This is a genomic window from Synechococcus sp. MIT S9452 (assembly GCF_047304245.1).
Classification (GTDB): Bacteria; Cyanobacteriota; Cyanobacteriia; order PCC-6307; family Cyanobiaceae; genus RCC307.
Window position 1 is genome coordinate 1,401,191 of the sequence record NZ_CP138956.1, and the last position, 14,642, is coordinate 1,415,832.

Annotated in this window: 12 protein-coding genes; 4 read left to right on the forward strand and 8 right to left on the reverse strand. The window is 59.4% G+C overall.

The window, feature by feature from the left end; translation table 11 throughout:
- The first annotated feature begins 83 nt into the window (after positions 1-83).
- Positions 84-1,349 carry a CCA tRNA nucleotidyltransferase gene (locus tag SIB46_RS07465; RefSeq protein ID WP_413295542.1) on the forward strand — a complete coding sequence of 422 codons (1,266 nt, stop codon included), beginning with the start codon at positions 84-86 and terminating at the stop codon, positions 1,347-1,349.
- On the opposite strand, the gene SIB46_RS07470 is transcribed toward SIB46_RS07465, so the two are convergent.
- Positions 1,333-2,205 (reverse strand): glycosyltransferase family 2 protein, encoded by an 873-nt coding sequence (locus SIB46_RS07470; protein ID WP_413295543.1) that lies wholly within the window; start codon positions 2,203-2,205, stop codon positions 1,333-1,335. The two genes, SIB46_RS07465 and SIB46_RS07470, sit on opposite strands and share 17 nt — an antisense overlap.
- A gap of 43 nt (positions 2,206-2,248) precedes the next feature.
- Between SIB46_RS07470 and SIB46_RS07475 the strand changes: the two genes are divergently transcribed.
- On the forward strand, positions 2,249-2,506 hold the full coding sequence (locus tag SIB46_RS07475; protein ID WP_413297735.1) for a hypothetical protein: 258 nt from the start codon (positions 2,249-2,251) through the stop codon (positions 2,504-2,506).
- On the opposite strand, the gene SIB46_RS07480 is transcribed toward SIB46_RS07475, so the two are convergent.
- Genes SIB46_RS07480 through galE form a run of 3 tightly spaced genes read right to left on the reverse strand, consistent with a single transcriptional unit; the run spans position 2,481 to position 7,572 of the window.
- Entirely contained in the window at positions 2,481-4,499 is a 2,019-nt protein-coding gene (locus tag SIB46_RS07480) for a tetratricopeptide repeat protein (RefSeq protein WP_413295544.1), read from the reverse strand. The genes SIB46_RS07475 and SIB46_RS07480 overlap by 26 nt on opposite strands.
- The gene (gene selD, locus SIB46_RS07485) at positions 4,499-6,541 is read right to left on the reverse strand and encodes a selenide, water dikinase SelD (RefSeq protein ID WP_413295545.1); all 2,043 of its coding nucleotides are present in this window, start codon (positions 6,539-6,541) and stop codon (positions 4,499-4,501) included. The genes SIB46_RS07480 and selD overlap by 1 nt, the downstream gene beginning before the upstream one ends.
- Entirely contained in the window at positions 6,538-7,572 is a 1,035-nt protein-coding gene (gene galE / locus SIB46_RS07490; protein WP_413295546.1) for a UDP-glucose 4-epimerase GalE, read from the reverse strand. The genes selD and galE overlap by 4 nt, the downstream gene beginning before the upstream one ends.
- A 74-nt stretch (positions 7,573-7,646) precedes the next feature.
- Here galE and hisS point away from each other — a divergent pair, with 74 nt between their 5' ends.
- A complete protein-coding gene (gene hisS / locus SIB46_RS07495; protein WP_413295547.1) occupies positions 7,647-8,894 on the forward strand; it encodes a histidine--tRNA ligase in 1,248 nt (415 codons plus the stop codon).
- A 120-nt stretch (positions 8,895-9,014) separates the two neighbouring features.
- On the opposite strand, the gene SIB46_RS07500 is transcribed toward hisS, so the two are convergent.
- From SIB46_RS07500 to SIB46_RS07515, 4 genes are all read right to left on the reverse strand, one after another.
- Positions 9,015-10,892, reverse strand: a complete 1,878-nt coding sequence (locus SIB46_RS07500) for an ABC transporter ATP-binding protein (RefSeq protein WP_413295548.1) — start codon at positions 10,890-10,892, stop codon at positions 9,015-9,017.
- Positions 10,893-10,920: 28 nt separating this feature from the next.
- Positions 10,921-11,913, reverse strand: coding sequence for a glycosyltransferase (locus tag SIB46_RS07505; RefSeq protein WP_413297736.1), 993 nt, complete (start codon positions 11,911-11,913; stop codon positions 10,921-10,923).
- 16 nt (positions 11,914-11,929) lie between these two features.
- A complete protein-coding gene (locus tag SIB46_RS07510) occupies positions 11,930-12,646 on the reverse strand; it encodes a heme oxygenase (biliverdin-producing) (RefSeq protein ID WP_413295549.1) in 717 nt (238 codons plus the stop codon).
- A gap of 74 nt (positions 12,647-12,720) precedes the next feature.
- On the reverse strand, positions 12,721-13,128 hold the full coding sequence (locus SIB46_RS07515; protein ID WP_413295550.1) for a hypothetical protein: 408 nt from the start codon (positions 13,126-13,128) through the stop codon (positions 12,721-12,723).
- A gap of 58 nt (positions 13,129-13,186) precedes the next feature.
- On the opposite strand from SIB46_RS07515, the gene SIB46_RS07520 reads away from it, so the two are divergent.
- Entirely contained in the window at positions 13,187-14,611 is a 1,425-nt protein-coding gene (locus tag SIB46_RS07520) for an NADP-dependent isocitrate dehydrogenase (protein WP_413295551.1), read from the forward strand.
- The last annotated feature ends 31 nt before the right edge of the window (positions 14,612-14,642 follow it).

Consider the following 14,642-nt stretch of genomic DNA (forward strand, 5'->3'; position numbering starts at 1 on the left):
CCGAGGGATCCTGCAGAGAAGGGTTCACAGCCGCCTAGAAGTGGCGGCACATTAAGTCCGCAAGCCAGTACCCACGCTCCCCCTTGAGCAGCAGCGATCTCTGGTTGAAGTGGTTGGAGCAGCTTGCAACTCAGCAAGGGCTGCGACTCAGCCTTGTGGGAGGAGCTGTGCGCGACCAGCTTTTGGGCTTTAGCCAACCCAGCAAGGATCTAGATCTTGTTGTGGAAGGTTCCAGGGCCTGGCCGGCGCTCGAACTGAAGGCTGCTGTGGAGAAGGCCAGCAGCCTGCCCAAGGGGTTCGTGCTGCAGAACAGCCAAGGCTTTGAGGCCTTCGGCACAGCCCAGCTGCAGCTGCTCACCCCAACTGGACCATTGCTGTGCGATCTCAGCTCAGCACGCGTTGAGCATTACGCCTTCCCCGGCGCCCACCCTTGCGTGAGCCTGGGGTCCCTTGAGGACGATCTGCACCGCAGAGACTTCAGCCTCAATGCGATTGCCCAACGGCTTCCAGCGCAGGGGCAGCCCTTATTGGACCCCTTCCATGGGGCTAGAGCTCTGGAAACACGCCAACTGGAGCTTTTGCATCCCAGCAGCCTTAGCGATGACCCAACACGGCTCGTACGAGGGGTGAGATACGGAGCCAGGCTCAACCTGACCCTCTCACCAGACTCTGCAACACAAGCAAAAGCAGTGCTCCATCAGTGGCCATGGCCTCTGGATGCTCCGGCCTTGGCCGCTCGCCTGCGGATGGAATTGGAGCTGCTGTTTGCAGAACCTTGCTGGCCAACAGCTGTGAAATTGCTGCAGCAATGGGGGGGACTGGAATTACTGGTTCCCCAGTGGAAACTGCTGCCTGCTGGTGGCCTGGCCTGGCTGCAACATCTCTGCCAATGGGGGAGGGCATTGCAGAGCAAGACTTCCGTACCTGTACCTGTCGGATCACTGCAGTTGCTGGGGCTGCTGCTCCTGGCTCCAGAAGCAAACAACGAGATTGCCTATTTAGGGGAACGGCTGCAGTTGCCGCAGGGGCTGCAAAACCACTTAGAGAAGAGCCTGGAGATGCGCCAATGGCTGCAACAGCTGCCAGCAGGGTTGGAGTGGAGCCCAAGCCAGTGGACCCATCAGCTTGAAAGCAGAGGAGTGGCTAACCAACCCATCTTGATGCTTCTGCTGGTCGGGCCCAACTTCACTCCCTGGCGGCGCCCCCTACTCCGCTGGCTATGGCGCTGGCGCTTAATTCAGAGCCCTATCAGCGCCCAAGAACTCCTGAGAGGGGGCTGGTCCAGCGGGCCAGCTCTGGGCGAGGAGCTACGCCGGCAGCGCTCAATTGCGCTCAACCAGCAACCCTGATGCCACTCAACACGGCCCAACCGCGCCTTGGTTGAAGAGGCAACCGCAGCAGGGCTGTGAGTATCAAACGCAGTAACCGCACAACTAGAACCCAACGAGCACAGTGCTGATGGAGGTAGCGGCAATAGCTGCGGGTGGACAGGTGTAAGCGCCGGCTGGAAGGTGTGCGGCTGCCTTCTCCGCGCTGATGCCCCAATTCCGGCGCGGGTAACCACAACAAAGGAGCACCGCTGGCTGCCAACCGGCGGCTGAGATCCAGATCTTCGTAATACAGCGGATAGGCCGGATCAAACCGAGCTTGTGGCTGGTGGGCTGTTGGACAAAGAATCAAGCTGCAGCCACTGAGCCAATCCACAGCCAGTGGAGCTAAGGACGAATCAACCTGGCTTGCTTGGATGCGACGACGACGGAAATTGAGGCCTGGGTCAATCCAGCCCGCGCTGGCCTCTAGCTGCCCAAAATCATCGCGAACGGCTGTTCCCGCGACCGAACGCAGATCTTGGTCTTGCACCCAAATCTGCAAGCGATCCAGCTCATCCCCCTCAGGCAAGCGAATGTCGGGGTTGAGCAGCCAAATCCAACCGCGATGACCTTGATGCTCCAGATGCTCAAAGGCAGCGTTGCAACCCGCAGCAAAGCCAGCACCTTCCTGACCTTGGAGCAAGCGCAGAGGCACCTCCCCGAGAACCTCTTGCAACGGAACAGGATCGAGCGGCGCTGATTGAGGCGCGTTGTCCACCACCAGCCAAAGCTGCAGGCGCTGAGACTGACGACCAAGATCGGCAGCAAGGCTCGTCAGAGGGCTCTGGCTGTGATAAGCAACGCTCACCACTACCAGAGGCAACACCGTGCCCACCGTTCTCAAGTTCAGCTCAGAAGACTGTGGCACCTGCCATCGCATGAGCCACTACGACGGCAAGGTGGCCGAAGAGCTTGGGCTTGGCTTCGTCAGTGTGATGCTTCAAGACACCGAGACCTACCGGAAATACCGCAAGGTGCTGATGGCCCAATACCCCAACAAAGAAGGGATGGGCTGGCCCACCTATCTGATCGTTAGTGACCCCGAGGGTGAGTTTGTAATCCATGGCGAGCTCAAAGGCGGCATGCCCAAGGGCGATTTCCGCGACAAGCTCAGCGCCCTGATTCCGGCTGGCTGAGCTGCTGCTCCACCACCGCAACCGCGGCAGGAATGCTCTTGAGCGCCGATGGCAAGCGCCAGAGCTGGGCACCCATCACGCCACTGAGATCAGCCAAGCCCACCAGCACAGCTGAGGGAGTGCGCTGGTTGGCGCTATTAGCCACAGCCGCCGCTGACCAAAGCCGGCCTGCTGCCGTCAGCACGACAGCCCGATAGGCCGCAGGCCAAGGGCTATTTGGCTCGAGCTGCTGCAAACGCGCAAACCACTGATCCGCCTGCAGCGGCCGGTTTTGCAACACAGCCAACAAGCCCAGACTCCAAAGCGCTTCCTGATCATCTGGATCGCTCTGCAAACGGGCCAATGCCTGCTGCCGCACCCTCTGTTGATACAGCCGGTGGCCATCCAGCTGATGCTCTGTGGCAACAGCGCTGAATACAGGATCAAGGCCTGCCGGACCTGCTCCCAATCCTGCAGCCAGAGCGGGGAAACGCTGATCAAACGGCACGGGTTTCACTGCGGAACCACGGCGCTCCCAAAGCTCATAGGTGCCGCCCTCAGGCCGCGGCCACTCCTGCCGAAGGGCAAAAACACCACTGCTGCGAATGGCATCACTGAACTTGGCAGCGCTGCGGCGCACCGAGCCCTGAGCACCCGTTGCCAGCACCACCAACTCGGCTTGCTCCAAGGCGGGGGCAATGTCGTTGCGGCTGCTGCCGAGCTGACGGCCCACTAACCCGCCCCCATCACGGCGGCCGAAATAACTAACGCTGTGCTGATTGAGTTGGGGCCGGCTCGGGACCACGATCACGGTGCGCCGACGGCCAGGGTCATCACCCTGAATGAAGGTAACGATGTCTTCCAGAGGCTGGGGGAAGGCAGCAGGCCCCAGCAGTGCCTGCTGCCTGGCCTGGAGACTGAATCCGGCCGTCAAGACCACCCCCAAACCCAGCAAGGGCCAACGCAACGCCGGTTGCAGGGCTTGGCAAAGCAGCAACCATCCGCGAGCCAGCAGAAGCGCCAGAAATGGCAACAGCGGGCCCAAATAACGAAGGTCTTTATTGGGGCTCAAAGTGGTGAACAACCAGCCACTCAGCACCACACCCCACAGCCAGCACCAATCCCAACGCGGACGGCTTCTTTTCCACAGCGCCAACAACCCCCCAGCCAGGCCGACAACCAACGGCACAGTGCCGATCAACTGAGGCAGACGGCTTGGGTACCAAAGCCATCCAGCCAAGGTCAGAGCCGTCGGATCACCCTCACGGGCGGCTGATTCGAGGGTGGCGCGGTTGGTGCCCCCAATCACCGTGATGAGGTTGTGACCCAGCCATGGGGCAACAAGAGCCAGCACAAAGGCAAGGGCTGCCAACAATTGCAGGCGCCGGCTCCGCTCCCGGCAGCCCACCCAAGCAGCCCAAAGAGCGGGGCCAAGCAAGAGCAACAGGGCACTCTGTTTGATCAGCAAGGCGGCAGCGATAGCCAGAGCGGCCACAAACGCTGCTGACCAACTCGCTCCTCCAGGGCGCAGCCACCGCCCCAGCAACCACAACGCCCAAACGCAGCCAGCGCACAGTGGAATTTCCAGGACATAGTCGACGCGCCACTCAGCGAGCCCTGGGGCCAACACACACAGCAGAGCTGCCAGCAAACCCAGGGCCGGCCCGCCGAGCTGGCGACCCCACAGCGCTACCCCCACAAGCAACACAGCAAACCAAAGGCTGAGGCTCCAAGCAGCTTGATCAGGATGATCACCGGCCATCGCCAGCACCGTGCCATTCACCAAGGACGCCAGCGGAGGAATCTTGGGGGAGTGATCCAGCAAGGCTTGCCAGCCTTCCCAGCCGCCTCCTGGGAGCAGGCCCAAGGCGCGTCCATGGTCCATGGCGCTATTGAGATAGTCGGCCTGATCCCAAGAGGGCAGACGCTGATCCCAGCTCAGCCAAAGGCGGTCCCAGAGGGTGCTCAACCCCCAAAGCAACGCCAAGAGAAGCCAGAACACTCGCGCAGCCATCACCCCCCCTCCTGCTGAACGCGACCAATCACCGTTGCATCAAGCCACCCCAGACGCTCCAGGCTTTGAACACAGGCACCAGCCTGCTCCTGGGGCAAAGCCACCAAGAGGGGGCCACAGGTCTGGGGATCCACGAACAATTCGGCCCTCACACCCTGCAAGCGCGGCCAACGCTGCAGGGCTCCCCCATTCGCCGGAGCCAAGCTGCTGCGCCAACCCTGAGCCAGCAGCTCAAGGGCGCCAGAAAAAGCCGGCACGGCCTCAGCATCCAAAACCACCTGCAAGCCAGCAGCAGAGGCCTCCAGCATCTCGTTGAGATGGCCCAGCAATCCAAAACCAGTGATGTCAGTGCAGGCATGGCAACCGTGCTGATGCAGCACAGGGAGAAGCGGTGCCTGGGAACGCTGCATCTGAGTCAAGGCCGCATCGATCCACCCAGGAGCCGCAGCACCGGCCATGGCAGCTGCAAACAACACGCCAGAACCGATCCCGCGCGTAAGCAGCAAGGCATCACCAGCGTGCAAAGGTCCCTTGCCCCACGTGGTTTGACTCTCGTGCTGACGGCCATTGATCACCAGCGCCAAGCTGAGCTGCACGCTGAGGGGCCTCAGGAGATCCGCTGGCTCACGCGACTGCAGGGTGTGTCCACCAATCAGTGCAGCCCCTTGGGGCTGCAGAACTGAGCGCACGCCCGCCAAGGTCTGCAACAAGAGGTCCTCCTGCTGGTTGCTCGCTGCCTGGGGCATGGTGACCAGTGCTTGGGCGTGGGCAACAGGCACACCGCAAGCCCAAAGATCTGAGCAGGCATGCAAAGCGGTGAGCCGTCCATTCAGCCAAGGATCGGCCACCAAGGCTGGAAAACCATCCACGCTCTGCCACCACGGATCCAGCTGGCCAGGTGTTACGAAGCTGGCCGCGTCCTCAGCCAGTGGCGGCCGCCCCCCCTGGAGCCTCGTCAGAGCAGCCATCAGCGGTTGCTCCGGCAACTTTGCGGCGCAGCCGCAACAGAGCATCGGTTCAGCAGGTGTCATCGCCGCTGGATGCAGCATGGCCATGAAGCGCTGATCCAAGAGCTGTTTCCAGTGCCATAACCACCGGCTAGGTCCGATGCCCCAAGTCCCCCAAAGAGCCCAAGCGCCGCTACGGCCATCGCCAAGCAACTGCAAGGCTCGGCGTTGAGGATGCCAAGACCGCAGAGATTCACCCCCCAGAGCACGTTTCAAATTGCGAGCCAGTACTGGGGCAGCCCGCACAGCCCAAACACCACTCGCCGGGCGCGGTTGGTTGGACACCACAGCGCAATCACCCACGGCAAAAATGCGCTCATTGCCCAGGCTGCGAAGGGTGGACTGGGTGAGCACCCGTCCATGACCATCCACTGGCAATCCAGCTGAGGCCAGCCAGCGGTGACCACGACTCCCCGTGCAATGCAGCTCCAACCTCACTGAGCCCTGAGGCGCCTGCACGATCTGGACCGAAACCGCCCGCAGAACGGCTTCAAACCGGCCCCAAAAGATCCGCTGCCGTTCCCGTGCCACCAACTGCACCAGCAAGCCGCGGGCAGCCAAGGCCAGACTCACCTCCACTGCCGCTGCGCCGCTTCCGACAACGCGCACGCGATCACCGGGAGACAGCTTGGCCAGCGCCTTCAACACTGGCTCCAGTGGCTTGATCGGCAAGCAATCGGCTTGATCTGGACACTGGACAGTGGCGCCAAGGTTGAGGCTGAGCCAATCAAAACGAAGCGCTGGCCTTTCTCCCTCAAGCCGTAATTCGCGGGACTGCACGTCCAAACCGATGATGCGGGCTTGCACAAACCCCACGGCAGACCTTCGGCAAAGCTCCCGCAGATCGATGGCGCAATCATCGATAGGCAGTGCACCCTGCAGCGCAGCAGGAATCAAGCCTGAATAAAGGCTGGTGGAACCGGCACTCACCAGTGTGATGGCCTCAGCGGCTGGACGACTGGAAGGGTGCATCGCCCAACGCCGCAGCAGAAGCGCATGGGTATGGCCACCACCAGCAAGCAGCAGCTGGCTCACCTGTACCCGTTGGGATTGGAATGTTGCCAAGCCCAGCCGTCACGGCACATCTCTTCCAAGGTGCGTCTAGCGCGCCAACCCAACACCTGGGCTGCAGACTCTGGCGACGCCTCCAACTTGGGCACATCACCGGCACGCCGTGGCAAAACCTCATAGGGAATGGGGATGCCGTTGGCCTGCTCAAAAGCCTGCACCACCTCCAAGACCGAACGCGCCTCCCCGGTTCCGAGGTTGAGCGTGATCTGGGTTGGCCCCTGCTGCTGCAAAAGGTGATCGAGGGTGACCGCATGGGCCTCAGCCAAATCCATCACGTGGATGTAGTCGCGCTCTCCGCTGCCATCGCGGGTGGGGTAGTCATCCCCAAACACCCGTAGCAGCTCCAATCGCCCGGCCGCGACCTGGGTGATGTACGGGAAGAGGTTGTTGGGAATTCCAGTGGGGTCTTCGCCAATGCGACCACTGGGATGGGCCCCGACGGGATTGAAGTAACGCAGCGATGCCACCCTCCAGCCCTGGCTCTGCACAAGAGCCGCCAACATCTGCTCAGCAGCCAGCTTTGTTTGGGCGTAGGGATGCACGGGCGGCGTTGGCATCGATTCAGTGAGCGGAAACACATCCGGCTCGCCGTAGACCGTGGCTGTGCTGCTGAACACCACCAGATCACAACCATGGCGGCCCATCGCCTCCGCCAGCGCCCGTGTTCCTCCCAGATTCACATCCCAATACAGCAGTGGGTTCTCCACTGACTCCCGCACTGCTTTGCGGCCGGCGAAATGCACAACACCTGTGATCGGAGCAGCAGGCGCAGTGAAAGCCCGGTCCAAATCCGCTGCCGAGCGCACATCGCCCTCGACACGGTGCAAACGGCCGGCGGCATCAAGGGACGCCAATTCCAAAACCCGATCCAAGGCGATGGGGGAACTGTTGGCAAAGTTGTCGAGCACCACCAGCTCGTGGCCAGCGTCCAGCAGCACCAGCAGCGTGTGGCTGCCAATGAAGCCAGCACCGCCTGTGATCAGCAGGGATGCCATCGCGGCAATCACAGCATTAATGGCTCATTCTGCGCGGAGAGGCAGGATGTGGCGCGTCAGCGGTGCATGAAGCCTTGGAACAGCTGCAGACCCTGCGGGGCATGGTGGATCTGCTGCCTGAGGCAACAGCGCGCTGGCAATGGCTTGAAGCCACAGCACGCAACCACTTCCGCCGCGCCTGCGTAAGCGAAATACGCACACCTCTGCTTGAGGCCACCGAGTTGTTCGCCCGCGGCATCGGGGAAGGCACCGATGTGGTGGGCAAAGAGATGTATAGCTTCAGCGATCGGGGCGATCGCTTCTGCACCCTGCGCCCTGAAGGCACCGCCAGCGTTGTAAGGGCTGCAATCCAGCATGGCCTGTTAAGCCAGGGTCCACAGAAGCTTTGGTACAGCGGAGCGATGTTTCGCTATGAGCGGCCCCAAGGCGGCCGCCAGCGCCAGTTCCACCAAATCGGGCTGGAATGCCTTGGGTTCTCTGACCCACGCAGCGACGTCGAGGCAATCGCGATCGCCTGGGATCTCCTTGATGCCTTGGGGCTTGGCCAACTGCAGCTGGAGCTCAACTCTCTTGGCAGCCGTGAAGACCGGCAGGCCTATCGCAGCGCACTGGTGGGGTGGCTTGAACAACGCCAAGACCAACTGGATCCCGATTCCCAACAGCGACTCAGCACCAACCCGCTGCGCATCCTTGATTCCAAAAACCCTCAGACACAGGAGCTGCTCCAAGAGGCACCGAACTTGGAGCAGGCGCTTAGTGAAGACAGCCGCAACCGCTATGAGCAGGTCAAAAGTGGGCTATCCGCTCTTGGCATTCCCTTTGTCTGCAATCCACGGCTGGTGCGGGGGCTCGACTACTACGGCCACACGGCTTTTGAAATCACCAGCGATGCGCTTGGCGCACAGGCCACTGTCTGTGGAGGAGGCCGCTACGACGGCCTGGTTGAGCAGCTTGGTGGACCAGCCACCGGCTGTATCGGCTGGGCCATGGGTCTGGAGCGACTAATGCTGCTGCTCGGCGAAGGAATAGGACTCAGCAACACACCCAATGCCGTTGTGGTGAGCCAAGGGAAAACCGCCGAAGCCTTGGCCGTCCAAGTGGCACGTCGTCTGCGAAAAATGAATCAATCTGTTGAGCTGGACCTCAGCGGTTCAGGCTTTGGAAAGCAGCTGAAACGCGCCGGCAAAAGTGGTGCGCGTTGGGCCGTCTTGATTGGAGAGGAAGAAGCCGAGCGTGGCGTGCTTCAACTCAAGGATCTACAAAACGGTGAAAGCCAAGCTCTCAATCTGGAAACATTGGAAAAAGACTGGCCAAGCAGTTGATGACATGGTTCTGATTCTGAAACCCAAGATTTTCACTGGGAAGCAGTTATCAAAACCAAAATTTTGTCCGCAGAGAATCAATACTGCTGCTCAAGCAAAAACTCCCAACAACGACTCTGCTCAGTCGCGCGGAGAGGCAGCCAAACGCTCCAAATGAGCCAGATCTTGAAAAGTTGTTGAACGATCTTGCAACTCTTCAAAAGATCCAGAAGCTTTGACTTGACCACTTTCAATCTCATAGATGCGATCACAGCGGGCAATTGTGCTCAGGCGGTGAGCGATCACAATCATGGTGCAACGTCGACCAACCACTTCAAGTGCGTTAATCACCTCAGACTCAGTGCGGTTATCGAGAGCGCTAGTGGCTTCATCTAACACCAGAACATTAGCCCCCCTGTAAAAAGCACGAGCTAACGCTAAGCGCTGGCGTTGACCGCCGGAAAGCTGATGACCATTTTCTCCAATTTGAGTGAGCAGCCCAAAGGGCAAATCGGCAACATAATCGGCCAGCTGTGCAGCCTCTAGAGATTCCCAAATCCGGTCATCATCAACCAGTTCATCATCAATACCAAAGGCAACATTGGCCCTGACGCTCGAATCCAATAGCTGAATATTCTGAGGAACCATGGCGCAATTGGCTTGCCATGCAGGGAGTTCTTGAGGAGTCAGTGGATTCCCATCAAGCTCAAATTCTCCGAGCTCAGGCTGCAATAAGCCAAGCAATAAATGAGCAATTGTGGATTTCCCACAACCTGTTTTACCGACCAGCGCGATGCGCGAACCCATTGGCACTGTGAGATTGATGCCTTTGAGAACCCACTCATCACTGTTCGGGTAGCGATACCAGGCATCTCTCAAACGAATCGTGTGATTTGGAAGAACACCTGCGGGTGTTGGAACTCCTTCACAGCGAAGCGTGAATCGCTCCATCGGAAGTTCAAGCAAATCAACCGCATGACTCACTTGGGGTAGACCACCTCGCAATTCAGTGAGCGAGTGGAAAAGCTGCTGCAAAGGCGGCGTTAACCGCTGAGCTGCGATGGCCAAGGCCGAAAGAAATGGAAGAATTCCAAGCACCTGACGCGGATCCCCCTGCAAAAGCGCAGGAATCGCACCAATTGCGAAGATAAGAGTGATCCCCAAAGGCTCAATGAGTTGCCTCGGAAGGATGGGGAGCAAAACAGAGCGAAGTGCATAATGACGAGCACGTTCGCCTGTGCGACTAAAACTATTTTGAAAATGCTGCTCAGTTCCAGTCAGAGTGATATCTCGAACGGAACCCAATGATTCCAACAGCAGATGCGTTGATCGAACCTCCAAACGAAGATTTTGCTTACGAGAGTGGCGCAAGTATGGCGTGACTGTTGTTGAGAGCCCCAAATAGCAGAGCACCACGGTGATCAGCAGGAGAAAACCAGGGAATCGTCCAATCCAGAGAATGCCAAAGGACAACAACAAAATCGAAACGGTGGCGCTCACCATCCGCAACGACGGGCTAATCACACCGCTCGCCGCCTGACGCACATTGGAGAGAATCAGTGTTGTGAGTTCAGCTGTACTTCTTGTGAGGTGATAGCCATAGCCCTGACGCAGGACCCTTTCGTGAATTTGGTTGGATAGATCACGCCAAATACGTGCGGTCACGCGCTCCTGAAAGAGCTGCAGAAACAACTTGGATAACGAAGCGCACCATGCCAAACCAATAAACAGTGCGACCAACCAGAGGCTCTGATCGAACTGGTTGCCACCAAAAACCTTGATGCCTGGGATCTGATCAGCCAGGCGTGAACCCACCAACGAGCCCACCATGCGGGCACCAACGGCCACCAGCGCCAGGTCAAGTAAACCCGGCAAGACAGAAAAGGGAAGCAAACGCCAAAGACTGCGCCGACGTTGCTGCGGCAAGTGGCTTAACAAGCGCAGCAGCAGATCCACCGTTTTGCTGCGGCGGCTGAACCATGCCCGGAAACCCTTGTCTTGAACAGATGCTTTTGCCACGAGCCCACCCTATGGCCGGCACGGCAACTCAGCTGCGGCGGCGCAACCGGCTGAACCGCCGGCCCCAGCGCAAACGCCAAGGGGCAATGGCACTAAGCGGCTGCTCACCACCCAAAACACGATCCCAATGGTCATTCACCACCTCCAAGGCCTCACGCCATCGCTGGCGAACCGCGGATTCGCTGTGGCTGGCCAGCAAACGCTGCAGCATTTTTTGCTTTGGCAGCCACTGCTGAGGTGAACGTGCTGCCGCTGTGATGCGATCCAGATCGGCGCTGAGCGTGCCGCGGCCGATCTGCCACCCCAGATGACCTGGATCCAAGGTGTCGGCCAAAGCGTGGTTGAAGCTGCTGAAGACCACGCAACCACAGGCCAACGCTTCAATCGGCGGCAGACCAAAGCCTTCACTTACCCCGGCCCTGCGCCAATGATCGGCCGAGTCGTAGAGCACCACCTTGGCGCTGCGGAACAAATCACTGAGATCGTCCACCCAGCCCTGCTGCAATTCCACCATCAAGCCCCTCTGCCGAAGGGCTGGCAGCAGCCGGTTACGCACATAAGCGCTGCTCTTACGGGCCTGCACGAGAACATCAATGGGACGCTCACCGCTGCCACCGCCAAAGCCTGAATCGATGGCATTGGGCACCCATTGCAGCGGTGATCTGGGTGCACGATCGCCCCAATAGCCGAGGGTGTTGCGGCTCACCGCCAACACGGGCACGCCAGCGGGCAAATCAAAGCCATAGCAGCTGCTGTGGGCGTGATAAGCCACTGGCCTGCTCCTCAACTTCCGCAGGAGTTGGGGCACATGAAATCCCCAACTCACGATCCAAAGGGCCTCACCAGGCGATTGTTCCTGCTTCAGCAGATCAAGCAGGAACAACCTCCCTGACTCCCGGCGCCGGTAGGTCACCAGTTCAACTCTGGGGGCTAACCCCTCGCAAAGACGGGCGCTCTGCAGCTCAACTGACAGGCCCCCGCAACGGAAAAGGTCCCCGGTACCGGGGACCAAAAAACGCAAAGGGCGTTGACTCACCTCAAGCAGCCACAGGCTCCTCGGTACTGCCGGTCCGCTGACGACGGGTCAGGAAGCCAAACAGAACCTTGCCGATGGCTGCGACCAGATTGCCTTCCAACTCCTGGAACATCCTCATGTTGAGGTGGAACGCATGGTTGGCCTCTTCCACGATGCGATCAGCCATCGGTTGATCGATCGGTAACTCATCCATCGCTGTGCGATAGGTGGTCTTAAAGGCTTTCTCATCCTCGATCTGAGGGAACACATAGAAGTGCAGCCCGTCATCGGTGGGGTTGTTCATCGCCTTTTGAGCAATGGTCTTGAGGATCTGACCACCGGAGAGGTCACCCAAGTAGCGGGTGTAGTGGTGACCCACCAGCAGCTCAGGAGAGCTCTGAGCCACTTCGCGAATGCGGGCGACATATTCCTTGGCCGCCGGCGAGATTTCCACTTGGTTGCGCCAGTCGGCACCGAAGTAGAAAGTGAGATCTTCCTCAAGGGCCTGACGGCGGTCGAGTTGCTCAAAAGCAATCGGGGCCAGCACTGGGTGGTCTTTGAGGCGGTGCATTTCTTCCTCCATCGCCTCGTATACGAAATAGAGGTCAGCCACCAACTTCCGGTAGCTCAGCTTGTCGACCACTCCCTTGAGGAAGCAGCTCACAAAGCCGGTGTTCTCCGCCATCGTGTGGGATTTCTTTGTCCCTTCACGGAGCTGGGCAGCGAGGGCAACAGCCATGGGGCCAGACGCGGTTAACAGTTGTCCAACGTAAGTGCCATCACTGGGATCAGGTGCAATCTGGTTGCGAAGGGTTACGGCAGCGGTGCAACCAGGTCGCGGCACACCTGCTCAAGCTGGTCGCAAATCGCTTCATCAGGCACGCGTTCACCGCTCACAGTCCAAGGCCCCACAGTCGCCAGACGCCACTGCTCACCTTGAAAGGTCATGCCACTGATCAGCATCCCCATCAGGCGTGGCTGCTCGGCATCAGCCAGCCGGAGCTGAACCAGGAGGCTGCGGCATTGCCAGCGGGGGCTCCAGCCGGGTAGATGAAAGGCCAGATCCAATGAGCTGCCTTCAGCAAAGGCGCGTGTTTGCGGGTCATCACGCCAAGGCCGCAAATTGGGCTTCAGCTCGGGGAAGCGCTGCCTGAACTGATTGAGCGCCGAAGCAATCAACTGAGCCAATTCAACGCTGCGGGCCTGCTCAGCGGCATTCATGACAGCGCAGGTCGATCTCTAGGCTCACGATGCCGACAACCTCCGGCTTGCGCATCCCATGGTTCGTTACGAGAAGCTCACACCTCCAACAAGCGGCGGCGTCATCCGCTTTGAAAACGGCCAACCGGTGGTGCCCGACAACCCGATCGTTCCGTTTATCCGCGGCGATGGCACCGGGGTGGATATCTGGCCTGCAACCCAGAGAGTGATCGATGCCGCTGTGGCCAAGGCCTACGGCGGCAGCAAAGCAATCGAGTGGTTCAAGGTCTATGCCGGCGATGAGGCCTGCGACCTCTACGGCACCTATCAGTACCTGCCCCAGGACACCCTGACGGCAATCGAGCAATACGGCGTCGCGATCAAAGGACCGCTCACCACCCCCATCGGTGGTGGGATCCGCTCGCTGAACGTGGCACTGCGCCAGATCTTTGATCTGTATTCCTGCGTGCGGCCTTGCCGCTACTACAGCGGAACGCCAAGCCCCCACAAGCGGCCCCAGGACCTTGATGTTGTGGTCTATCGGGAAAACACCGAAGACATCTACATCGGTATTGAGTGGGCCGCCGATGACCCTGTGGGGCAAGAACTACTGAGGCACCTGAATGAAACAGTGATCCCCGCCACCCCGAAGCTGGGCAACAAAACCATCCGCGCTGGCTCAGGGATTGGCATCAAGCCGGTGAGCAAAGAGGGGACGCAACGCCATGTGCGCCGTGCCATCCAGCACGCGCTGCGCCTGCAAGGCAAACAGCGACATGTGACCTTGGTTCACAAGGGCAACATCATGAAATTCACCGAGGGTGCATTTAGAGACTGGGGCTATGAGCTCGCCACCACGGAATTCCGCGCTGATTGCGTGACCGAACGCGAAAGCTGGATTCTCGACAACAAAGACCGCAATCCAAACCTTTCAATATCAGACAACTCACGGCTGATTGAACCGGGCTACGACAACCTCACGCCTGAAAAACAAGCCGCGATCGATGCTGAGGTGGATGGCGTGCTCAGCAGCATCGGCGCCAGCCATGGAGCCGGTCGCTGGAAAGAGATGGTGCTGATCGACGACCGAATCGCCGACAGCATCTTCCAGCAAATTCAGACCCGCCCTCAGGAGTATTCGATCCTGGCAACGTTGAACCTCAATGGCGACTACATCTCCGATGCAGCCGCTGCTGTTGTAGGCGGCTTGGGCATGGCACCAGGCGCCAATATCGGAGATAAGGCAGCCATTTTCGAGGCCACCCACGGCACCGCTCCCAAGCACGCGGGCCTCGACAAGATCAACCCCGGCTCAGTGATTCTCAGCGGCGTAATGATGCTGGAATTCATGGGCTGGCAAGAAGCGGCTGATCTAATCACCAAAGGACTCAGCGGCGCGATCGAAGACCAGAAAGTGACCTATGACTTGGCCCGCTTGATGGAGCCACCCGTGGATCCACTGAGCTGCTCAGGCTTTGCTGATGCTGTCATCGAACATTTCTGATGACAAGACGACGATATTCATGGCTTCTGGG